Source organism: Selenomonas sp. oral taxon 137 str. F0430, from assembly GCF_000183625.1.
Classification (GTDB): domain Bacteria; phylum Bacillota; class Negativicutes; order Selenomonadales; family Selenomonadaceae; genus Centipeda; species Centipeda artemidis.
On sequence record NZ_AENV01000011.1, the window covers coordinates 40117 to 61594 of the forward strand.

The following is a 21478-nucleotide window of genomic DNA, read 5'->3' on the forward strand; positions in this document are numbered from 1 at the left end:
ACATCAACCCTTCATCTTGAGCGTCTGCACGGCTTCCTCAAGAACGAGCTTGCCGTCCACACGCTCCTTCATGACATAGCCGATCATACCGTTGCCCGCGAAGAGTTCCTTGAGTTCCTGCAGAGAGCGCGTGCCACGATCCCCGATGTTGTAGTAGGAGTAGTCGCCGAACGCAATGACGGTCTTGCCCGCTGCAATAGCAGGCATATACGCCGAGGAATAGACGGGATAGCCGAGCAGACGATCGGGTTCGCCCATCTGATACGACGGCTGCCAGAAATACGCCCCATTCGCATCCTTGAGCTTGCGGATGCTGGCAAGGGTCTGGTCGTTGACGATGAATGCCGCATTCTTGCGGTAGGGACGCTTGAGACTGTAGACGAGCGTCACGAGTTCATCCGCCTTGATGTCTGCCGCCGCCGTGGTGACGGATGTCTTTGCCGAGGTGAGAAGTCCCTTCGGCTTGTGCGTCCCATCGCCGTTCAGGAAAGCATCCTCCTCTGCGTTGCCGAGTGCCTTGCCGAACTGCTCAATGAGGTAGTTCTCAAGCTTGAAGGCGTTGTCGTAGAGAAGCTCTTCCGTTACCTTGACCGCGACATGGAGCTTGTGCGCGTCGAGAACGATCTGGGCAAAGGTAGCCTCGCCGAAGGTGAGCGGCGCCCCCTCCTCAATCCACGCAGCCGCAGGTTTCGTGGCGGCGATATTGATCTTGTGCTCGCCGCTCGTTGTGATGACCGTCGCAAGCGGACGCAGGACGTTCTCCTCATTCAGAACGTCAATGAGACGCTGATCGTATTCCTCGGGAACGAGATAGCCGCCGTTTGCATCCACACCTTCCTGCAGGACGTTCTCCACCTGACGGAAGTTCGTGCGGAGTGCCTTGAGCATCGCCGCACGATATGCCTCGCTTGCACGACCTGTCTTTTCGGAAGCGAATCCTGCGCCCGGTGTATTGGTGATTGCCGACGTTACAGGCTTTGCAAGCTGCGCGTCAAGAATTGCCTGACGCTCCATGCGCTCGATGTCCTTGCCGAGCGCAAGCACCTCATTCTCCATTTGCTCGTATGCTTTGGCATCTTCGGCTGTGAGATGCCCGTCCTTTTCGTGAGAATCCAGAAACTGCTTTGCCTGTTCCCACATTTCCGCACGCTTCTCGCGCATTGCCATGATCTTATCCATGTGTTTGTCCCTCCGTTAATGTGAAATAGAAAAGAGCCGTCGTTTGAGCGGCTCTGCATCGACATTGTGTGTCCCCTGCCCGAATTTCGAGAGCAGGGAGTTCGTGACGGCGGCACGGGAGAAGATCAGCCCGTCTGCCGCCTCGCCTGTAAGATGTTCCCTATTCTCATAGAGAACAGAATCCGCAAATCCAAGCTCCACCGCCTTCTTTGCGTTCATCCACGTCTCGGCATCCATCAGCCGCGAAATCTTCGCACGGGACAGTCCCGTCTTGAGTTCGTAGGCGTTGATAATGCTCTCCTTGATTTCAGAGAGGAAGGTAATCGTCCGCTCCATCTCGTGTGTATCCCCGATGGAGACGGTCATGGGATTATGGATCATCAGCATTCCCAAGGGTGAAATCTCGACGTTCGATCCTGCCATTGCAACAGCGGATGCAGCAGACGCGGCAATCCCGTCAATCTTGACGGCGACATTCCCCTTATACTCCATGAGCATATTGTAGATCTGTGCCGCCGCATAGCAGTCCCCGCCCGGAGAGTTGATCCAGAGGTCAATATCTCCCTCGGCGGCATTCAGTTCAGAACGGAACATCTGGGGAGTGATCTCATCGCCCCACCACGTCTCGTCTGAGATTTCACCGTCCAGAAGCAAGATTCGCTTCTCTCCCTCGTTCCGTACCCAGTTCCAAAATTTACGCTTCATTGCTTTCTTCCTCCTGTTGCCTACCTGCAAAGAGTCCTGCGTCCCTCAGTTTTGTCATATTCCCATTGATAAGGTACAGATCGCCGCCCTCGTCCGCTTCGATGGGATTCATGTCCTCAAGCCTGCGGATGTCGTTCGCGGAGAGCCATCCGTTCTGTCGCCCGATGGCATAGCCCTCCATACGGCTCTTGTAGTCTCCGCGCAGCAGCCCGTCCACGTTGAAGCGGATGAAGTAATCCTTCCGCTCTTTATCCGTCAGCAGTGCTTTTTGCAGGGACTGCTCCCAACGAACGACCCATGGATTCAAAGTGTATTTGACGAACTCAAGCGACTGCTGCTCGATGTTCGAAAACGAGGATTTCTCCAAATCCCCGACCATATGCGGCGGTACACGGTAGAGCCGCGCGATCTCGTCGATCTGGAACTTCCTTGTCTCAAGGAACTGCGCCTCCTCGGGCGGTATGGCAATCTGCTGATACTTTACCCCTTCCTCGAGGACGGCAATCCTGCCCGTGTTCATCGTTCCGCCGTAGACGGCGTGCCAGCTCTCACGGAGTTTCGACGGGTCTTTGAGGACACCCGGATGTTCCAGAACGCCGCCCGGACGCGCTCCGTTCTTGAAGAAGGCTGCTCCGTACTCCTCTGTCGCAAGGGCAATGCCGATGGCATTCTTTGCCATAGCGATGGGACTGTAGCCGACCAGACCGTCGAAGCCGAGTCCCGGAATGTGCAGCACATCCTCACGTCGCAAACGAATCTGCCCCTTATCTTTGAAGTTCGGATTCTCCTCCGTGCTTCGCGTATAGGTGTAGTAGAGTTCCCCCGTGCGGCTGTCGCGGCCGACCTCCATCTTGTCCGGGAGCAGCGGATAGAGTCCGAGAACACGTCCTCTGCCATCTCGAAGTATCTGGGCATAAGCATTTCCCCACAAAAGAAGGTGACTCATCATGGTTTCGCGAAATATAAAGGAGGTCATCTCGGGATTCGGCGCATCGTGGAGCAGGAAATACAACGGATGCTCCGACACGCGCTCCTTGCCCTGACCTTGATAGGCATAGACGTGAAGAGGTAGCCCTGCGATGGATTCTGCGAGAATGCGGACACAGGCGTAGACTGCCGTCGTCTGCATTGCCGTCCGTTCGTTGACCGCCTTGCCCGCCGCCGTCTGCCCAAACAAAAAAGACAAGCCGCCGAGGTGATTCATGGGCTTGTCCCGCGAACGGAAGAGTTTTGTGAATAGGTTCATGGGTTATTCTCCTTGCACAATGATAGCTTTTATGCTATCATTAAAATATCTGTAAGAGGAGTAAATATGTATCAGATTGAATTCTATGAGAAAAGAAACGGCGTATCCGACGTATGGGATTTTCTTGAGGACTTGCGTGCGAAAAGCGGGACGAACAAAGATGCTCGGATTCAATATGAGCAAATTGTATTCTACCTCGATCTGTTGGCGCGCAATGGAACAAACCTGCCAAGCAAGATCACAAAATATCTGCAAGATGATATATGGGAACTTCGCCCCGGAAACAACAGGATCTTCTACTTCTATTACGCAGACGGTCAATATGTTCTGCTGCACCACTTTCGGAAGAAAAGTATGAAGACACCGCCGCGCGAACTAGCCCGTGCAAAAGAAGCACGAAACGATTACCTTCGTCAGCAAAAGGAGCGAGGAAAATGAAAACATGGGAAGATTACAAGAATCATGTAAAATCCATTGACGCAGAGAGCCGTCGAAGTATGGAGGAGATTGAAGAAATTGCAGCTATTGTTTCTTCGATGATTGAGCGGCGCACCGCCCTCGGCATCAGTCAGAGAACGCTTGCGCAGCGTTGCGGTCTGCCGCAGTCCTCCGTTGCACGCATCGAATCCTTCAAAACGACGCCCAAAATCGACACCTTGCTCAAACTCATGCAGCCGCTTGGACTGAAACTCCAAGTTGCCGCACTCTGATTCAGAACTCGAATCACAGCAGCAATATTCCTCGCTCGTCATAGACAGATGCGGAGGTATCATTTCCACACCGAATCGCACGATCCATTGCCATAATGAGCGCAATCACGCCGTCGATCTTCTCTGTGGACTTCTCCTTGTCTGCCTTGATGTTGCCCGCAGGATCGGTGCGAATGAAGATATTGTCTGCCATCCAGCGCATGACGGGATGCCCGCCGTGCGCTATTTTCTTTTCCAGTGTCAGCTTCATCAACTCTTTGGTCGGGGGACTCATATCCTTGAACCCCTGTCCGAAGGGAACGACCGTGAATCCCATGCCTTCGAGGTTCTGTACCATCTGCACCGCGCCCCATCGGTCAAAGGCAATCTCGCGGATGTTATACTTCTCGCCAAGTTTCTCAATGAACGCCTCGATAAATCCGTAATGAACAACATTCCCCTCGGTTGTTTGCAGGAAACCTTGCCGCTGCCACACGTCATACGGCACATGATCATGTCGTACGCGCAGGTCGATATTCTCCTCGGGAATCCAGAAGTACGGAAGGACGGCAAACGGCTCATCTTCCTCCGTCGGAGGAAACACGAGCACAAACGCCGTGACATCGGTTGTCGACGAGAGGTCGAGACCACCGTAGCAGACACGCCCCGTGAGGGATTCCGCATCCACAGGCAGAGCGCACGCATCCCATTTGTCCATCGGCATCCACCGTACAGACTGCTTCACCCACTGATTCAATCGAAGCTGACGGAAGCTGTTCTCCTCGGCGGGATTCTGCCGTGCAGAGTCACACGCCGCCTGTACCTTGTCGATGCCGACCGTGATGCCGAGCGACGGATTCGACCGCTTCCAGACCTCCGGGTCTGTCCAGTCCTCATCCTCCTTTGCTCCGTAGATCACAGGATAGAAGGTAGAGTCGATCTTTCGCCCTTCGAGAATGTCCTTCGCTTTCTGATGCGTCTCATAGCAGATGGACTGCGTATCCGTCCCCGCTGTCGTAATGAGGAAGTAGAGCGGCTGCATACGCGCATCGCCCGAACCTTTCGTCATAACGTCAAAGAGCTTGCGATTCGGCTGCGTATGAAGTTCGTCAAACACAACGCCGTGAATATTGAAGCCGTGCTTTGAATATGCCTCTGCCGAAAGCACCTGATAGAAGCTGTTCGTCGGCAGATAGACCATCCGCTTCTGTGAGGCGAGGATCTTCACCCGCTTACCGAGTGCGGGACACATCCGCACCATGTCGGCAGCGACCTCGAATACGATGCTCGCCTGTTGACGGTCGGCAGCACAGCCATACACCTCGGCACGCTCCTCGCCGTCTCCACAGCAAAGGAGCAGTGCGACAGCGGCCGCGAGTTCGCTCTTCCCGTTCTTCTTCCCTATCTCGATATACGCCGTGTTGAACTGCCGATAGCCGTTCGGCTTCAGAATTCCGAAAATGTCTCGGATAATGCGCTCCTGCCAGTCGATCAGCTCGAAGGGCTTTCCTGCCCACGTCCCCTTCGTATGGCACAGGCACTCAATGAATCCCACAGCATAGTCCGCAGCGGCTTTGTCATAGTGCGCGTCCTCTGCCATGAACTTCGTTGGCGTGTAGTCCGTCAGTTTCCGCAAGCAATCACCCCATCAAAAAAGAGCCGCCGTCAGCGACTCAAAATATCTGTAACGAGAAGCAGCCCCGAAGGGCTGTTTTGTTGTTTGGCGCGGCTTAGATGCGCTTCATGCACCAAGCCATCGCGTGCCCGCCGTCCTCGAAAAGCTCGGTGGCGGTTTCGACGAGGTTCAGGCGGCATTCGATATCCGCGAAGCCCGTCTCCTCCGGCGTTTCGACCATCTCGTAGACGGCTGCGTGGAACCCCCAGCATTCCATCCCGACCACAAGGATCTGTTCGCCGTAGCGCAGGATCGCGCCGCTCGTTCCGAACCGCATTTCATCGAGATGCTCCATCGTGGTGGTCTTCGGCCATCTTGCTTCTGCGTTTTTCATTTTGTGTTCCTCGCTTTCTGTGTGTAGGTTGTTCCCTTCGTCATGTGTATATATGCCTCTAAACGCAGAATATAGCAAGTCATATTTCGGATAAACTACACTTATTTTTCGAGAGAAACACAGCCCCGAAAGGCTGTGCTGAATCGCCGAACCTATCGGCTATTTTTCACCCGTGAGGATAAAGCGTACATACGCCGCACGGTCTTCCTCGATGAAACAGATGAGTTCGTAGAATTCCATCTTAAATGCCATCCTCTGAACAGCGGGAATGTCGAACATATTCACCCGCCCGGAGTCGCGAATGTCCATGATCTGCGTGAAAATCGTCTCGTTCATGACGGACTGCCTTTCTCTGCGATGTGGAAGGAGTCCACGCCGGGGATCAAACTGAGCGAGGAGCCTGTCGCCCATCGGACGAGAAGCTGTCCCGCGTCATCAATGCCCATGACCTCGCCCATCGTTCTCATCGGCGGAGCTTGCGGATCGTCCATGCAGAGGAGTTCCACCCGAGTCCCGCGCGGATACCGCTCTCGAAGTGCGGCGATCTGTTCCTTACTCGAAAACCGCATGACGCTCATCTCCTTTCCGATGTCCGCTCTTGAATGCGCTGATGCCCGTGAGATTCTGCAGGAGAATCTTGCGCGACTCTTTGTAGGCGCTGCCGATCATGCCGAGGCGCAGGAGGAAGCAGCGGAAGGCGTACTTTTCGTTGTCCACAATCTTCTCCTTTGCCGTGACACGCTTCTGCGTCCGCGCCATCTCGCAGAGTTTGCTGATGAAGGCGGCATACGCCTTTGCCGTCTCGTCGGTGATCGTGCCGTGCAGCCATGTAAAGGTGATGCGCTCATCGGTCAGTGTGTAGGTCGCTTCTTGGATGTCGAAGGCGTGCCGAATCAAGCGCCCCTTGCTCAGAAGGAGTGCGTCCAGATTCTGCAGTGCCGTTTCGGTGAAAAGGCTGCGTGGGAGACTGATGGAAAGGCTGTCCTCGTCGATTTCTGCAATCGCTTCCTGGGTCGGAGCAGGTTCTGCCGCCGTTTCTACTGCGGGTGGTTCAGCCGCGACAGCTTTCGTCTGGATCGGCTCGTTTGCCGCTGTGGCCGCGCAGGAAGCCTCGTCCTCCCCATCCTCGGACATGAAGCCCTCCTCGCGCAGTGCTGTGCGCACACGCGCAAGTGTCGCTTCATCGGTGGCATCGTCAAAGCAAAGACATCCGTCCTTCGTGATCTCGAATGCACCGATCTTGTAGGAAAATGTCGGTGCGCCGCAGTAGACGGGCTTTTCGCCGACTGCCTTGCTGATGATCCCGACCATCGCCTTGCGCTCTTCCTTTTGGATGTTGTAATTGACCTTCATGGTGGTTTCCTCCTTTATGAACTTTGGTCACTACATACATGCCTCTGGTCGGAGTAATTAGCAAGCGGATTCTGTTGTATACACCAACTCTATCTCATCAAATAGATCTTATGCCCATCATTTCCCTGCCAAGGATACCGTCATGCGTTCGAGCATCTTGCCTGTCATCCAGATCGCCCCGTCGATGACAAGCGGCAGGAAGATGCGGTCACGGAATCTGCACCATCCCGTCTCCTTCTCGGCACTCTCGCGAAGTGCCGCCGTATACGCCGCCGATACTTCACGGGCGGCGGGAAGCCCCTTTTCATGCAGCCAGAGAACGGTCGCTTCCTTCGCCTCCGTCCGTACAAAGTCCCCCACATGGTTCTTCAATTCGTTTTGAATGTATTCCAGTTTCATCTTCAACACTCTCCTTCATAGTCCGTTACCCCACGCGCAATGGCGCGGGCAAATTCATCCTGATGCGAACGCAGAAGCTCTGCATCGCCCGCATGGTCAATAAACGCAAGCTCCACGAGCACAGCGACCGCATCGGTGTTGCTCAGAACATACAAGCCGTTGACACCGGGCTTTGCGCCCTTCACGCCGCGATCCACAGTTCCGAGTGCATCCACAATCTGGTTCTGGATGCACTGTGCCAGCTTCTCCCCTGCGCCGCTTTCGTAGAAGTGCCAGACCTCCGTCCCGTTCGCACTGCCGTTACAAGCGTTGCAGTGAACAGAGATGAACACATCGGCATCCGCACGATTGGAAGCCGAGACAACTTCACGGAGGCTGTCGGATTGGAGACTCCCCACAACTTCGACTCCTGCGGCAGTAAGATAGCCCGCAACAAGATCTGCGACGTTCTTTGCCACATCGCATTCCCGCAGTCCAAAGCCACACGCGCCGGGGTCGGGATTTCCGTTAGGGGCGTGCCCCGGATTCAAAAACACACGCATCACGATTCCTCCTTTGGTTTCGGCACATCTTTGTAAGAGATGCGCTTACCGTCACGTTCCAAAAACACATCTTCGGCATTGCCGTCCTTGCTCTGGATGTACCGTTCGACCGCCACATCCACGAACTTCGGCTCAAGTTCCACACCATAGCAGATACGCCCCAGCTGGTCGCACGCAATCAGGGTCGATGCCGAGCCGAGGAATCCGTCGAGAACGATACCATTCGTCTGCGTACACTGCTTAATGAGATATGCGATGAGCGGCACGGGCTTCGAGGATGGGTGACCGCAGCCGTCCTTCTTCGAGTCCTTGATACGGTCGAATGCAAAGACAGTGGTCTGCTTCTGATCGCCGTACCATCTGTGCCGCCCGTCCTTCCGCCAGCCCCAGATGATCGGCTCGTGGATATACTTCCAGTCCGTGCGCGTAAGAACCAGTCGGTCTTTCTTCCAAACCAAGCCCGCGCCAACTTTAAAGCCCGCATCTTCATAAGCGTCATGAAAGATGCGGGCTTTTGCTGTTGCGTAAAATACATAGATGGAAGCGTCTGTCGCCATTGCCGAGTGGAAGGCGGTAAAGGCAGATTTGAGGAACTCGTAGGCGTCCTTGTCATTCAGATCGTCGTTCTTTATTTTCCCCGATGTGCTTTCAAGCTGGATCATGTATGGGGGATCCGTGCAGACGAGATTTACCTTTTCCTCGCCGAGCAGCCGCTCGTATGTCTCCGGCAGTGTGGAGTCTCCACAGATCACACGGTGCTTGCCGAGATGCCATACATCTCCTGTTTTGGCGACACATGGCTTTTGCAGTTCTGCGTCCACATCGAAGTCCATGCCTTGCGGGGCTTCCATCTCAACGCGCAGCATATCTTCGTCCCATCCCGCATCGAGTGCGAAACGGTTGTCTGCGAGAATGTACGCCTTCTTCTGCGCCTCCGTGAGGTAATCCACGAATACGCACGGAACTTGCTCGATGTTCTCCTCCTTCGCGGCGAGGATTCTGCCATGTCCCGCTATGCGTTGAACTCCCGGCCGATGATGACGGGATTCACAAAGCCGAACTCCCGCAAAGACGAACGCAGCTTGGTAATCTGCTCCTTCGAGTGGGTGCGGGCGTTATTCACATAAGGGATGATCTTTCCGATGGAGACAAGCTGCATTTCAGATGTCATTTTTCCCAAGATCTACACCTCCTGAAATTTTGAGACAAACAGGAATAGAGCCATACTGCAAAGAATAATTCACTTCATGAGATTATGAAGTAGGTGGATGGAGGTCATACGATGAAGATTGAGCACATCGCAATGTACGTGAATGATCTGGAGGCAGCCAAGGATTTTTTCGTAAAATATCTAAACGGCAATGCCAATGACGGCTACCACAATAAAAATACAGGTTTCCGCTCTTATTTCATCTCTTTTGAGGATGGTGCGAGACTGGAACTTATGAAGAAGCCCGAAATGACAGATGACAAGAAGTCCCTCACCAGAACAGGCTTTATCCATATAGCTTTCAGCGTCGGCAGCAAAGAAGCGGTTGATTCCCTTACGGCTCGTATGAAAGGCGACGGCCACAAGATCATCAGCGGACCTCGTACCACTGGAGATGGATATTACGAGAGCTGCGTCATCGGGATTGAGGACAATCAAATTGAGATAACGGTATAAGACAAGAAGCGAGAGCTGCTATGCTTTCTCAACGATGATATAGACTGTAGGCGACAGTGAAAGGAAACGCCATGAACATCTCTCTCCTCGACCATTTTGTTCTGACCACCGAGCATCCGAAAGAGTGTCTGCGCTTTTACACGGAGATTCTCGGGATGGAGTTGCGCCAAGAGAACGGACGCTATGCCTTTTTCTTTGGAGCCTCAAAGATCAACATTCATCTGCGCCCCGCAGAATTCCTCCCTGCAGCAGCACATCCATGCACGGGGGCTCTTGATCTCTGCTTCGTCGTAGATGAGCCCATCGAAGTTATCATGCAAGAGCTTCATGCAAAGGAGATCATTCCGGAAACCGGTATTGTAGAGCGTCACGGTGCACGTGGTTCCATGCGGAGCATCTACCTGCGCGCCCCCGATGGGAATCTGGTTGAGCTGTGTAGCTATACGGAGAAATAGTACCGATTCCTGCTTCTTGTCTATTTGAGTCACTCCTCGGCTATGTCACGCCCCGTCATCATCCTTCTTACTTCCTCGAACGCAGCAGCCGCTCCATCCGATCCTCCTGCGGAGAGCCGCTGAATGTCGTGGTGCAGTTTTGCTTTACGATGTCGAAAATTTCATACCAAAGCAGATTGGACTGCTTCTGAAACACCTGTCCCATCTGGACGAAGGGGCTTGCAATCGCGCCGCCTGTGGTCGGATGCTTGCCGATGAGCCCGTATTGACTCATTGCCTCCTCGCACTGGATGAAGCGGGCAAATGCCTGCGCGTAGCTTTCAATCAGGCGTGGATTCACGAGGCGCTCACAGCCGCGCTCCTTCAGCCACAGCCACGTCTCGCGGAAAATTTCATCTGCGCCGAGCGGCTTTCCATTCCGCTGCCTTGCAGATAGGAACTCGCTCGGCGTTGGCATCTCCTCACCATAGAGCTCGGCGGCATCCACAAGGTCTGTGCCGTCCAGTTCCGTCATGGGGAACTCCATGATGTGTGCTGTGCGCCCACCCGCAATTTTATCTGCCAGTGCTTCGGGTTTGTCTCCCGCCCGGATGCGCCGCCCGCCGCGATTTGTACCGTCACGCGCCATCTTCCCGCCCCCATTCTTTAATACCCCGTTTGAACCGACGTTTTTGTGCGTGCGTCCCCTCCCCGGTCCAGTAATGGCGCGGCTTTAGAGATTTGACCGCCCCCTAGGGGGTAAGTTCGTGTTGCATTTGCTTCACTTTCGCGTTACAATAAACAAAAGGAGGTTATGCCCCATGTCCAAAACTGCAACAATCAATATGCGCATCGAACCGACAATCAAAGCGCAGGCTGAAACTGTTTTTTCCAGTTTCGGCATCTCCGTGACTGACGCAATCAACATCTTTCTGCATGCATCCATCATGGAGGGAGGCTTCCCCTTCCAACCGAAACAGCCCCGTTATAACAGGGAAACGCTTCTTGCCATGCAGGAAGCACGCGACATCATGGATGGCAAAATCGAGCCGAAGCGTTATCCGTCGCTGTCCGCACTGATGGATGATCTGGATGCGGAGGACGCTCATGCTTGATCTCGTCACCACCACGCAGTTCCGCAAGGATTTAAAGAAGCTGCGTAAACGTGGAGCAGATATGCAAAAGCTGGATGATGTCCTACAAATGCTCTGCGCGGAAAAACAACTCCCCGAAAGGTATCGGGATCATGCTCTGGTTGGCGATTACATTGGTTTTCGTGAATGCCACATCATGCCGGACTGGTTACTTGTGTACGCCATCGACAAAGGGAAACTGATTCTGACCGCTTCTCGCACGGGCTCGCATAGCGATCTCTTCTAGCCGATTCATTGGAGTCGGCTTTTTATTTTGGTACTTTCCGTTGATGAATCCGCTCATGACACGATACGCAGAGCGACATCAAATTACTCTCCTCATGTGTGCCGCCGTCAGCAAGAGGTCTGATATGATGGACGAGCGTCGCAAGGACATATCTGCCTTGCTCTTTGCACATCTCACAGAGCGGATGCCCCGCCAAATGACGATCTCGAATCCTGCGCCATACGCTGCCATACCTCTCGTGCTGATCGTACCCACGCGTGAAGTGGTCATAGTGTCGCTGCATCATTTTCTCGTGCTCCTCGCAGTAGCAGCTCTTTCGGTCTGTAAGATTCGGACAGCCTGTCATGCGGCAGGGTCGCTTCGGCTTTCTTGGCATCACGTTTCTCCATCAAAAAAACCCTCACGGAGAATTACTTCTCCGAGAAGGCTGATTCCATATCCTATTCTTGCTGAGTCTATCATATCACTGTCAACCCTATGAACGCAACGTGAACCTTTGTGAACTTATGTGAACTCAGACGCACTTTGCTGTCTTTTTTCCAAAATTTTTTCAACATCATCCAGAGCCTTGGCATGAATCTTATGCACCCACCGAATGCTGACGCGCATATCTGCCGCAATATCTTCCCACGATTTGAAACGGTGGTAGCGACGCTCTAGCACCATCTGAGCGTTTTCGTCCGTGACCTGCCAGATCGTATTCATGATCTCGAGTTTCAGACTGATCAGACGGTCGATGTCTGCATTGATCTCATCTTCCGTGTCGGTGAGCCGCGCAATGATGGTCTCCATCCGCTGATTGTTTGGACTCGGACTCTTTGGCATGTCGCTGATGACGGCGCTCACATTTGTTGCCATGTCACGCAGCCGCGACACATGGGCGACCTTATCATTGATGCGCCGATCAATGTTCCATGCCTGACTCAGATATTCTTTCGCTGTCATGCAAATTCCCCCTCCAACTTCTCAAGCAGCCACTCTCCGTCTATGCTCGTCAACTGACCAAACCATGCGGAACGGAAGAACCGCTCCGTCTCGGAGCGCATCGCTGCCGCTGCAACATTTTCCTCGTCTTTTCCGAGAGCCGATCTCGCCCACCGATAATCCTTTGCCGCCTGTTCGACGATGGCGTTTGCCAGAATCTCATAGTTCATGATGTTACCTCCGCTTTGACGGCTTCAATCAGTGCCGCCTGTGTCTTGTCCTTCCGTTTCAAGGCACGGAGGATTCTCTCGTCAATCGTGCCCTCGGCAATGATGTGTTGCACCACCACTGTTTTCGCTGTCTGCCCCTGCCGATAGAGCCGCGCCACGGTCTGTTGGTAGAGTTCCAAACTCCAAGTGATACCAAACCACACCAAGGTCGAGCCGCCGCTCTGAAGGTTCAGTCCGTGACCTGCGCTCGCCGGATGGATCAGGGCGACGGAGATTTCTCCACGATTCCAACGGGCGATTGCGTCATCTGTATCCAGTCGCACACACGTCACACGCTTTTCGATGCGCTCCGCATCATGCCTGAACCAATACGCCACGAGAAGCGGCTTGCCGTTCATGCTCTCGACGAAGTCCTCCAAGGCATCGAGTTTGCGGTCGTGGATATGCAGTGTAGTCCCATCGTCAGTGTAAACCGCACCATTCGCCATCTGGGCGAGTTTCCCGGACAGGACTCCGGCATTTGCCGCCGTCACCTCATCGCCCTTCATCTGCAAAACCAACTGATCGCACATCTCGGTGTATATCTTCTTCTCAGCCTCATTCATGCGGACGCTGTATTCGCTCTCTATCAGCTCTGGCATCCCCAGATGGTCTGCGGCTTTCATGGAGATGGTGATGTCGGAGATTTTCTCGTAAATCCGCTCCTCGGCTCCGGGCAACGGTGCATAGGAGAACACCACCTGCCCGTTGCGCTTGTCTGGCATGAAGTAATCCTGCCGATACTTCGTGATGAATCTCCCCAGACGCTGTCCCATGTCGAGTACCTTGAACTCCGCGAACAAGTCCATCAAGCCGTTGCCGGATGGCGTTCCCGTCAGTCCGATGACTCTCTTTGCCAAGGGGCGAACCTTCATAAGTGCCTTGAATCGCTTGCTGCTCCAATTCTTGAACGAGGAGAGTTCGTCAATCACGATGGCATCGTAGACGAAGTCTGTTTTCTCCACGAGCCACGGAACATTCTCCCGGTTGATGATGTAGAGAGAGGCTTGCTTGCGGAGTGCCTCCCGACGTTCTTTCTCCGTTCCGACTACTACGGAATAGCGGAGGTGCTTCAAATGTTCCCACTTGCTGATCTCCTGCGGCCATGTATTCCGCGCCACACGAAGCGGCGCGATAACGAGGACACGGGAAATCTCGAATCGGTCAAACAGCAGGTCGTTGAGGGCCGTGAGAGTAATCACCGTTTTTCCAAGTCCCATATCCAGGAGTACGGCGGCAGTTTTATGGCTTTCGATAAAGTCGATGGCGTACTGTTGGTAATCATGCGGTATGAACTTCACGGGGCATCACCTCCGATCTGTAAAATCAACTTTTCCATTACCGAAACACTTCCTGCAGCACATCCACATGATAGGTATTCACCATGCCGTATTTGGCATCGTACTCCTTGCCGATGTGGTAGCCCTGCTTTCTGGACATTGCCGAGGCTTTGCGTCCGAGTCTTGCGGCGGCATCCCGACTCACTCCACGAACTCCCCTGAGATTGGCATAGCCGATGATGGTGTAGTGGTGCTCATCGATGGTCATCTGCTTGGACTCGACCTCAAGAAGCCGCTCGTCCACCTTGTCAATCCGTGCATTTGCCGCCTTGATTGCCTTTGCCTGCTCCACCATTCGCTGTGCACTGTATAGCAGAAATTCCTCGGGCGTCATGTTCCTCATAGGGTTGAAGTAGCTTTCTTCCAGCTCATCAAAAACATCCCATGCCCGCTCGGTTCCCAGCATCTTGCTGTGGCGCGCCGCGCCTTGTTTCGTCCAAAGAATCAGAGACGGTGCGCGACTCCCGACAACTGACTCGATATTTTCGAGTGAGTCCTTGAAAGCCTTGAGATCAGCACCTTCAAGTTTGAAGTAATGCTTCCCCTCAACGAATCGCGCCCTGTTGTTCTTAAAATTCTGCTGGATATGAATTGCCTTACAGCCATACGCCTCGGCAAGCTGATCCGTGGTCATGACACGAATGCTGTTGTGTTCCAATACCGTAAGTTCATTCATGGTCGATTTCCTCCAATACGCTGTCAATCTGCTCGATTCCGTCAATCACATACACCTTGAATCCAAGCCGTCGGAGTAGCCTATGACGGGCGAGCTGCAAGGCTCTCGGCTTCTTCCCCGGTGTTTTCAGTTCCACAAAGCCCATTCTGCCGCCGGGCAAAAGCACCAGTCGGTCGGGCATTCCATCGAATCCCGGCGAGGTGAACTTCGGAGCGATACCGCCCATTGCTTTGACTCTTGCTGCAAGTTTCTGCTCAATCGTCCGTTCGTACAACTTTTCCTCCTGTAACATGAGGTTGTATCACCTCTAAAGCCAGTCATATCAACGGATTCACGTTGTTTCTTGTTACAAGGCTACAGAAAATCCCTATATACGCATATATGCGCGTATTCGCGTTTTTCATGTACGGAATTATTATGTTTCTATTTACATATATAAATCTTGTAACTTGTAACAAAGCCTTATGGTACGGGCTTTGCTGCAAGTTACAACTTCCGTACAAGTTACAAGCGGCGATAGATCCTCTGCAGTCCGTAAATTGCGATACGTTGGGGTGTGGGCTGTTTTTCCCATTCAGGAAGTCTGGACATGATGGCTGCTATCGCATAGCTGTCCATGGAACGCAAATCCTCTTTTTTCCTGCTGAAGCACTCACACCAAATCTCCATGTTGCTGACAATCACGCGCACGTCTGTCCCCACGGGAGTCGTATCATCGCCCCGCAAAAACTCCCGCCGCTGATAGAGATCCATCTCGTCCCAGTTGGCGGGAAGCAGCGTATCGAGATAGAGACGCACCAGACCTTCACGCTCATCGTGCTCCATCGCTTCCCGCTGCTCCTCTTTGGCATATTCCTCCAAGTCCGGGGGCAGATACAGCTTTTCTCCGGCATCGGCGAGAATCATCACCTCCGCCCAGATTTGCTGCACAAGCTCCGAGGTCATCTGCCAGGGTCTATATTTGCTGCTGCCGCTCAGTTTAATGTTCCAATAGCGGCGGTTTCCTGTGATGTCCCGTAGATACCCGTTCTCGCTGTTGGTCGTGCCGAAAAACACGCACTGGCGCGGATGGGAGGTTACCCGCCTGCCGAAACTCGCCCGATACTTGTCATCCACCCGCGACACAAAGGCTTTCACCTTATCGAGGTCGGCTTTCTTCATTCCGGCAAGCTCGCCAATCTCGAGAATCCAGTACCCCTGCAGCTTTTCGGCGGCGGTCTTGTCATTCATATCCGATAAGGTCAGACTGTCGGAGAACCAATCCATGCCAAGGTTGGCGATGAAGGTGGATTTTCCGATGCCCTGTGCGCCGTTGAGAACGGGCATATAGTCAAACTTGATGCCCGGCTCTTTGATGCGTCGATAGGCCGCACACAGCACTTTCCGACTGACGGCACGGGTATATGCGTTGTCGGCTGCGCCCAAGTAGTCGATAAGAAGCGTGTCCACTCTCGCCACACCGTCCCAAGGAGGCAGCGCCGCAAAATACTCCCGTATCGGATGGTAGGAGCGGTCGTCCACGGCTTTGGCAACGGCGATGTCATAGTTTCGCGCCGAGAACGTGCCGTAGTTGTCATCTACATAACAGATGAGCTGGGCATCGTCCGCATCCCGCCAGAACTTACCGGGATGTGACCACGGCACTTCCCCCTTGATCTCCATGCCGTCTGCCAGCTGATTAAAGACGATGTTTTTCATGTAGGGATCATTCTGCATGATGAGCTTGATGTTGTAGAGGGAATTCTCAAGCTGTGTGGACTTTTTCTGCCGCACCAGTTTTGCTTTCCAGTCTTCCTCCTCGGCAAAGTCCTCGACAGCCCGTTCCTGCCGCTCCTTGAGTGCAAGGGTGCGCACTTTTTCGTTCTTGGCGGCAAATTCAGCCATCCGGGTAAAGTCACCATCAAAGAGATGCGTCCCTACGAGATCGTATGCGTTGCACAGCTTTCCGTAGGCAGGATCAGAGGCATGGTGACTGTAGGCGAATTTGCCGTCATAAATCATCACGCCGGGAATGCTCGCCGATTTCGTATAGCCCCACCGATTCTCGTCGGCAGTCGGCTCATACACATCGGAGAGGAAGGTCTGTATTGCTTCCTGGATGGAGTACGCACGACAGAACGCTCCTACAATTCCTTCCTTGGTCAGAGGATCGGCTTGTCTTTTGCGCTCCCTTTCCACCGCTTCCTTTTCGCCCGGCGCAGTTGGCAGGGAGCTGCAGTCCTGCCAGTTCGGATGCGCTGCCAAAAACACATCGGGATCGAGCCAGCCGCCCTCATATTTGCGGCAGATGTACTCTCCGTCGGAAGAGGCGGTCGGCCAGTACATCAGCTGATTGATTTTGAAGGAACAGAGATCCACCGTATCCATGCCGATCTCGTCTGCAAGATAACGGGCGATGGCATTGTACTCATCGGGTGTGACATCCCGCGTCAGTGGTACGAGGATTCTCGCTCGCGGGGCTTCCGGGATATGGCTGTGGGTGGTGTAGACGATGGTGCAATGTTTGAAGGCAAAATCATCGAAACAGCCCTGCTCCAGTCGATCATGATCTAAGGTAATCATGGAGCGGCTGATAACCTCGGTCGCCCGCCGTCGCGTCCCTTTCAGCGTTCCCGCAAAGAATCCGCCTTTGTCCTTCACGACATCCCGTTCGCACTTCTTCATGGAACGGTATTCTGCAGCGGTTTCGGCAGTACGGATGGGATTCTGCAATTTTTCCCAAAGAGCGTCCATCGTCATTTTTCCTGGATGCCAGACAAGAGCCGCACGGCTGTTGCCAAGACAAAATGCTAATTCTCTCATACGCGCACCTTCCTCACCCTCGGTGTCTGTCCATATTCAAATCTTGCCTGCCGTGCCAGCTTGAACGCCTGTACGGTGGAGGCATCGTCCCTGTCCATCGTATAGCTGCTGTCATCACCGAAAAGCTCAAATTTGCCCTGTTTGTTGATGCTGGGATGAGCAACGTAGTAATCTCCGTCGATGGTCTGAAAGTTGAAGGGATAGGGTCCGCCGCCAAAGCTGGGGAAACCGTAACGCCCCCACTCGCGGCAGTAGGATTCAATATCTCCAATACCGTCTCCGTCAGGAATCCCGGGAACAACGAGGAGCGGGTGCTTACCTTGGCTGAACTGGTTGATTTTGGCGGCATCATCCTTGGTCATCTTCCCTTTGACCTCCACATGGAGATCCCCGCCTGCTCTTCCGTCAACATCGTGGAGCAGGAAGTCCGGCAAATAGCATTGACCGTTATTGAGCACATACCCCTCCGGCTCGTACTCCCAACGAACACCGCAGGCATCAAAGAACACTGCCCACCGCGCCTCCAAGCGTGAGCGGAAAAGATAGCCCTTGTATTCTGTCTCTATTACCTTCATGGCGAAACCTCCTCGCACTTCGTTGTGAAATAGCGGATGTTCTTCTGCAGCCGCTCGGCATGAGCAATCTCCGCTGCCATGCCCTCGGTGATTCGCTCGCCGAACGCCCAAACCTCGCCGCACAGCCTCAGAAGCTCGAAATTCATATCCATCGCTTTCTCCCGCTCATCTACCTCCGACAGAAACTGAGGAAAGTACAGATGCGGCGCGAGTGGTATCCGCCCCCTGCCCACAGCAAATTTGCAGTACTGCCGCGCCCGCATGACGTTGACGCGCGGATTGTCCCGATAGGGCGAACAGATGTAAGTGAACAGATTCTGTCGGAGCACCTTCGTGAGAGCTGCGTGCGCCGTAGGGTCGGCATATCCCTCGTGATTTCTGAACTCGATCATTTCTCGCACCTCATCTTCCTGCTGCATTCCGTGCAGCAGATCGCCGTGCCGAAGAGGTCGAACTCCGAATCGCCGAAGAATTCATTGAGATCAACAGGCACTTCCGCTCCGCAGCGCGGACAGTGACAGAAGACATTCTCATCGTTGATTTCCACCGTGACCTCCAGAGTGTCATTGATGTTTTCCTTGACATAGAACATAAGATTTCCTCCCTTTGAAAACTGATTAGTTCCTCTCATCAGTAAGAGGACGAACAGGGAGGTTTTGGTCACCAAAAATCCTCCCATTTTTCACGGGAGGATTGAAGTCAATCTTTCTGATAGAATTGGCACTCGAAACCATCGGCACGGAGCGGGAGTCCGTCTGCCCAAGGCGGGGTTCGCGCCATCTGCTCACAAATGGCAGAAAGAGAAACTCGCTCGTCGCATTCGATGATGAGTTCATCATGGACGTGTGCAACAATGTCCATCGTCCGCAGCGTTTGCATGGCATAGCAGAGAATGTCGCGACTGATCGCCTGCGTGACATTCTCCACGAGCTTCGGTCCGTAAGATTCAATCCGTGCCCACTTTTTCGAGAGATTGAGTCCCATGTAAGTGACGGATTCGCCGCCAAACTGATTCTCCCCAATGCGCGGCTTCACATAGGCAAGCCTGCGCCCACACGGAAGCTCGATGAACATCATGCTGCCTTGATAGATGAACCGGATGCCATGGGTAACCTTTGTGCTGCGCTCCTTGATACAGTCCTTCGTGGCGCGATCCACCGCCCACCAGAAGTCCACGATGTTCGGATTTGCTGCACGCCATGCATCCACGAGCGGATTCAGCTCCTCTTCCTTCATCCCAGACTCCAATGCACCGAATGCTTTCAGCGCACCAACGGAGCCGCCGTATCCACTCGACAATTCTGCTAATTTACCATACTGCCTGAGATGCCCGTTCTCTCCATGCTTGACCACATTGCAATGGAACATCCTGCCCGCTGTAGCGCAGTAGATGTCGCCATCATTTGCAAAAACGTCCATGCGCCATCGTTCCTTGGCAAGCCATGACAGTACCCGTGCTTCAATGGCAGAGAAGTCCGCGACAATGAATTTTCTGCCCTCCTTGGAAATAAAAGCAGTACGGATAAGCTGTGACAGGACATCCGGCACGGATTCATAGAGCAGTTCCAGTGCCGCAAAACTTCCCTGCCGCACGAGACTGCGGGCGTATTCGAGGTCGGCGAGATGATTCTGAGGAAGATTTTGTAATTGAATGTGGCGTCCCGAAAACCGCCCGGTACGGTTCGCACCATAGAACTGGAACATCCCCCGTGCACGACCATCCGAGCAAACGGTATTCTGCATTGCCTGATATTTCTTCACCGAGGATTTTGCAAGCTGCTGCCGAAGTTCCAGTACTTCCTTCAGCGGATCGGGAACATTGGCAAGGAGGGCAGTCACGGACTTCTTGTCGAGCGACTCGGTTTCAACTCCCTGCTCCTTGAGCCATGCCTTCATCTGCGTGACACTGTTCGGGTTCTCAAGGCTGGTCAAAGTTTTCAGCCTGTCCGTCAGTTTTTCCTTGGTTCGCACGTCGATCTGGACGGCGTTCTCCACCAAGGGCATATCCAGACGTATCCCGCGGTCATTGATCTCCTGGTCGAGTACATACTCCTCCCACACCGACTGCGGCACAGGATATTTGGAGAGACGCTTCTGAATCGCCATCTCCACTTCGACATCGCGGCGGTTGTAAGACTTGAAGAGGTCCCACTTCGCTCCCGTGGGTTCGTGGAACGGAGGCGTTGAAAAATAGCGGATCAGAGCCTTACCCTCGTTCATTTTCTGCTCTTCCAGTCCAAGCACACGTCCAACGCCGGCAAGTGAGAGCGGCAGTCCCATGTAGGCAGACCAGACCATTGTGCATCGCCAACTGTGGGGACTCAGAAAGCGGGCACACTCCGTAGAAAGTGGATGATTGTCATGGAACGGATCGAGGGCTATCCCCAAGTCCGACAAGTAACGCGACAGGCACACACGTTCAAAGTTGGCGTTGAATGCCCACTTGATGACGCTCTCATCGGTCAGAGCATCCAGAATTTCCTGCGGAATCTGTTCTCCGTTAGCAATGTCAATGACCTGCACAGCACCGCCGTCCACGGAATATCCAAAGAGCAAGATCGCGAAATCCTCTGCCTCTGCGTATCGATAAACACCACTTTTCCCAATATCCACACTGCTCCGAGTTTCAAGATCGATAGACAATGATTCCATGTCACGTCTCCTTCCGTGACAAAGGCAGTGAAGACGAATCCCCACTGCCCATGTCACCTAGTCCTATTTAGCTAAGGAAATCTTCGTCCTCATCAGTGAAATCATCCTCGGCACGTGTCTTTCCGCCGAGATGCTCCCCGTCGGAAATCTTCTGCAGGTTGTTCAGCCCACAGGCAATTCCGCGATTGCCGTTGCTGTTGAATGCGTAGAAGTTGATGCTTGCGCGTCCGTACACACCGGAGTAGACCTCCGAGTGCTCGATGATCGGATTGCGGGCGGCATCCACGATACCGGGAGCTGTGGCCGAGTTTGCATTGATGAAGTAGCTGTCCTTATACGCCTCATCGTCCGGGCGTTCCGCATCACCATCACGGAGTGGTGTCTTGATCGCCGTGAGTGCGGGAACGGACTTACTGTTGCCCTTGAGTTTGCTCTGTCCCTCATCGTATGCCGCCTGAATGGCGTTCTTGACTGCCGTCACGGTTTTGGTATCACTCTTCGGAATGATGAGTGATACGCTGAACTTCAGTGCACCGCCGTTGATGGACTTTGCCTGCCAGACGTTGGCATAGCTCCAACGTGTTTTGACTCCCGTGATCACTTTTGTCGGATTGATAACTTTTGCCATGGTACTTTTC

The 21478-nt window shown here is 53.6% G+C and carries 29 protein-coding genes and 1 pseudogene; 6 read left to right on the forward strand and 24 right to left on the reverse strand.

Features of this window, described 5'->3' with window-relative positions; translation table 11 throughout:
• Window positions 1-3 precede the first annotated feature (3 nt).
• From HMPREF9162_RS08550 to HMPREF9162_RS08560, 3 genes are read right to left on the reverse strand one after another with little or no spacing between them, the layout of a single operon-like run.
• A complete protein-coding gene (locus tag HMPREF9162_RS08550) occupies window positions 4-1179 on the reverse strand; it encodes a phage major capsid protein (protein WP_009439051.1) in 1176 nt (391 codons plus the stop codon).
• A gap of 15 nt (window positions 1180-1194) precedes the next feature.
• The gene (locus HMPREF9162_RS08555) at window positions 1195-1884 is read right to left on the reverse strand and encodes a head maturation protease, ClpP-related (RefSeq protein WP_009439102.1); all 690 of its coding nucleotides are present in this window, start codon (window positions 1882-1884) and stop codon (window positions 1195-1197) included.
• On the reverse strand, window positions 1874-3130 hold the full coding sequence (locus HMPREF9162_RS08560; protein ID WP_009439058.1) for a phage portal protein: 1257 nt from the start codon (window positions 3128-3130) through the stop codon (window positions 1874-1876). The genes HMPREF9162_RS08555 and HMPREF9162_RS08560 overlap by 11 nt, the downstream gene beginning before the upstream one ends.
• A 66-nt stretch (window positions 3131-3196) precedes the next feature.
• Here HMPREF9162_RS08560 and HMPREF9162_RS08565 point away from each other — a divergent pair, with 66 nt between their 5' ends.
• Together HMPREF9162_RS08565 and HMPREF9162_RS08570 are read left to right on the forward strand one after the other, a co-directional pair.
• On the forward strand, window positions 3197-3568 hold the full coding sequence (locus tag HMPREF9162_RS08565; RefSeq protein ID WP_009439057.1) for a type II toxin-antitoxin system RelE/ParE family toxin: 372 nt from the start codon (window positions 3197-3199) through the stop codon (window positions 3566-3568).
• On the forward strand, window positions 3565-3840 hold the full coding sequence (locus HMPREF9162_RS08570; RefSeq protein ID WP_009439101.1) for a helix-turn-helix domain-containing protein: 276 nt from the start codon (window positions 3565-3567) through the stop codon (window positions 3838-3840). Before HMPREF9162_RS08565 ends, HMPREF9162_RS08570 begins: the two co-directional genes overlap by 4 nt.
• A 13-nt stretch (window positions 3841-3853) precedes the next feature.
• Here HMPREF9162_RS08570 and HMPREF9162_RS08575 read toward each other — a convergent pair whose 3' ends face one another.
• The 8 genes and pseudogenes from HMPREF9162_RS08575 to HMPREF9162_RS08610 form a co-directional block, all read right to left on the reverse strand.
• Window positions 3854-5455, reverse strand: coding sequence for a terminase large subunit (locus tag HMPREF9162_RS08575; RefSeq protein WP_009439060.1), 1602 nt, complete (start codon window positions 5453-5455; stop codon window positions 3854-3856).
• A gap of 94 nt (window positions 5456-5549) precedes the next feature.
• A complete protein-coding gene (locus HMPREF9162_RS08580; RefSeq protein WP_009439077.1) occupies window positions 5550-5828 on the reverse strand; it encodes a hypothetical protein in 279 nt (92 codons plus the stop codon).
• Window positions 5829-5987: 159 nt separating this feature from the next.
• Window positions 5988-6164 carry a DUF5049 domain-containing protein gene (locus HMPREF9162_RS08585; RefSeq protein ID WP_009438980.1) on the reverse strand — a complete coding sequence of 59 codons (177 nt, stop codon included), beginning with the start codon at window positions 6162-6164 and terminating at the stop codon, window positions 5988-5990.
• Window positions 6161-6397: a DUF4314 domain-containing protein gene (locus tag HMPREF9162_RS08590; protein ID WP_009439036.1), complete on the reverse strand. Its 237-nt coding sequence runs from the start codon at window positions 6395-6397 to the stop codon at window positions 6161-6163. The genes HMPREF9162_RS08585 and HMPREF9162_RS08590 overlap by 4 nt, the downstream gene beginning before the upstream one ends.
• Window positions 6381-7181 (reverse strand): hypothetical protein, encoded by an 801-nt coding sequence (locus tag HMPREF9162_RS08595; RefSeq protein ID WP_009438990.1) that lies wholly within the window; start codon window positions 7179-7181, stop codon window positions 6381-6383. The genes HMPREF9162_RS08590 and HMPREF9162_RS08595 overlap by 17 nt, the downstream gene beginning before the upstream one ends.
• A gap of 117 nt (window positions 7182-7298) precedes the next feature.
• On the reverse strand, window positions 7299-7580 hold the full coding sequence (locus HMPREF9162_RS08600; protein ID WP_009439052.1) for a hypothetical protein: 282 nt from the start codon (window positions 7578-7580) through the stop codon (window positions 7299-7301).
• 2 nt (window positions 7581-7582) lie between these two features.
• Window positions 7583-8122: an N-acetylmuramoyl-L-alanine amidase gene (locus HMPREF9162_RS08605; protein ID WP_009439093.1), complete on the reverse strand. Its 540-nt coding sequence runs from the start codon at window positions 8120-8122 to the stop codon at window positions 7583-7585.
• A pseudogene (locus tag HMPREF9162_RS08610) lies at window positions 8122-9302 on the reverse strand (site-specific DNA-methyltransferase). Before HMPREF9162_RS08610 ends, HMPREF9162_RS08605 begins: the two are co-directional and overlap by 1 nt.
• A gap of 102 nt (window positions 9303-9404) precedes the next feature.
• On the opposite strand from HMPREF9162_RS08610, the gene HMPREF9162_RS08615 reads away from it, so the two are divergent.
• Both HMPREF9162_RS08615 and HMPREF9162_RS08620 read left to right on the forward strand, forming a co-directional pair.
• Window positions 9405-9788 carry a VOC family protein gene (locus HMPREF9162_RS08615; protein ID WP_009439028.1) on the forward strand — a complete coding sequence of 128 codons (384 nt, stop codon included), beginning with the start codon at window positions 9405-9407 and terminating at the stop codon, window positions 9786-9788.
• Window positions 9789-9859: 71 nt separating this feature from the next.
• On the forward strand, window positions 9860-10243 hold the full coding sequence (locus HMPREF9162_RS08620) for a VOC family protein (RefSeq protein ID WP_009439004.1): 384 nt from the start codon (window positions 9860-9862) through the stop codon (window positions 10241-10243).
• A gap of 67 nt (window positions 10244-10310) precedes the next feature.
• On the opposite strand, the gene HMPREF9162_RS08625 is transcribed toward HMPREF9162_RS08620, so the two are convergent.
• A complete protein-coding gene (locus HMPREF9162_RS08625; RefSeq protein ID WP_009439062.1) occupies window positions 10311-10871 on the reverse strand; it encodes a P27 family phage terminase small subunit in 561 nt (186 codons plus the stop codon).
• 172 nt (window positions 10872-11043) lie between these two features.
• On the opposite strand from HMPREF9162_RS08625, the gene HMPREF9162_RS08630 reads away from it, so the two are divergent.
• Complete coding sequence (locus HMPREF9162_RS08630; RefSeq protein ID WP_006696279.1) at window positions 11044-11337, forward strand: type II toxin-antitoxin system RelB/DinJ family antitoxin; 294 nt, start codon at window positions 11044-11046, stop codon at window positions 11335-11337.
• Entirely contained in the window at window positions 11330-11602 is a 273-nt protein-coding gene (locus HMPREF9162_RS08635) for a type II toxin-antitoxin system YafQ family toxin (protein WP_009439029.1), read from the forward strand. The genes HMPREF9162_RS08630 and HMPREF9162_RS08635 overlap by 8 nt, the downstream gene beginning before the upstream one ends.
• 22 nt (window positions 11603-11624) lie before the next feature.
• Here HMPREF9162_RS08635 and HMPREF9162_RS12020 read toward each other — a convergent pair whose 3' ends face one another.
• From HMPREF9162_RS12020 to HMPREF9162_RS08695, 12 genes are all read right to left on the reverse strand, one after another.
• A complete protein-coding gene (locus HMPREF9162_RS12020) occupies window positions 11625-11978 on the reverse strand; it encodes an HNH endonuclease (protein WP_037350499.1) in 354 nt (117 codons plus the stop codon).
• Window positions 11979-12106: 128 nt separating this feature from the next.
• Entirely contained in the window at window positions 12107-12547 is a 441-nt protein-coding gene (locus tag HMPREF9162_RS08645; RefSeq protein ID WP_009438989.1) for a hypothetical protein, read from the reverse strand.
• A complete protein-coding gene (locus tag HMPREF9162_RS08650; protein ID WP_009439025.1) occupies window positions 12544-12756 on the reverse strand; it encodes a hypothetical protein in 213 nt (70 codons plus the stop codon). The genes HMPREF9162_RS08645 and HMPREF9162_RS08650 overlap by 4 nt, the downstream gene beginning before the upstream one ends.
• Window positions 12753-14096: a DEAD/DEAH box helicase gene (locus tag HMPREF9162_RS08655; RefSeq protein ID WP_009439086.1), complete on the reverse strand. Its 1344-nt coding sequence runs from the start codon at window positions 14094-14096 to the stop codon at window positions 12753-12755. The genes HMPREF9162_RS08650 and HMPREF9162_RS08655 overlap by 4 nt, the downstream gene beginning before the upstream one ends.
• Before the next feature lie 37 nt (window positions 14097-14133).
• Window positions 14134-14811 carry an ORF6N domain-containing protein gene (locus tag HMPREF9162_RS08660; RefSeq protein WP_009439075.1) on the reverse strand — a complete coding sequence of 226 codons (678 nt, stop codon included), beginning with the start codon at window positions 14809-14811 and terminating at the stop codon, window positions 14134-14136.
• Complete coding sequence (locus tag HMPREF9162_RS08665; protein WP_009439038.1) at window positions 14804-15085, reverse strand: VRR-NUC domain-containing protein; 282 nt, start codon at window positions 15083-15085, stop codon at window positions 14804-14806. The genes HMPREF9162_RS08660 and HMPREF9162_RS08665 overlap by 8 nt, the downstream gene beginning before the upstream one ends.
• Before the next feature lie 230 nt (window positions 15086-15315).
• Window positions 15316-17613 (reverse strand): virulence-associated E family protein, encoded by a 2298-nt coding sequence (locus HMPREF9162_RS08670; protein ID WP_009438996.1) that lies wholly within the window; start codon window positions 17611-17613, stop codon window positions 15316-15318.
• Window positions 17610-18188, reverse strand: a complete 579-nt coding sequence (locus tag HMPREF9162_RS08675) for a hypothetical protein (RefSeq protein WP_009439048.1) — start codon at window positions 18186-18188, stop codon at window positions 17610-17612. The genes HMPREF9162_RS08670 and HMPREF9162_RS08675 overlap by 4 nt, the downstream gene beginning before the upstream one ends.
• Entirely contained in the window at window positions 18185-18580 is a 396-nt protein-coding gene (locus tag HMPREF9162_RS08680) for a DUF4406 domain-containing protein (protein ID WP_037350502.1), read from the reverse strand. Before HMPREF9162_RS08680 ends, HMPREF9162_RS08675 begins: the two co-directional genes overlap by 4 nt.
• Window positions 18577-18780, reverse strand: coding sequence for a hypothetical protein (locus HMPREF9162_RS08685; protein WP_009439088.1), 204 nt, complete (start codon window positions 18778-18780; stop codon window positions 18577-18579). Before HMPREF9162_RS08685 ends, HMPREF9162_RS08680 begins: the two co-directional genes overlap by 4 nt.
• A gap of 107 nt (window positions 18781-18887) precedes the next feature.
• Complete coding sequence (locus HMPREF9162_RS08690; protein WP_009438997.1) at window positions 18888-20840, reverse strand: DNA polymerase; 1953 nt, start codon at window positions 20838-20840, stop codon at window positions 18888-18890.
• 67 nt (window positions 20841-20907) lie between these two features.
• On the reverse strand, window positions 20908-21468 hold the full coding sequence (locus tag HMPREF9162_RS08695; protein ID WP_009439008.1) for a DUF2815 family protein: 561 nt from the start codon (window positions 21466-21468) through the stop codon (window positions 20908-20910).
• Window positions 21469-21478 lie beyond the last annotated feature (10 nt).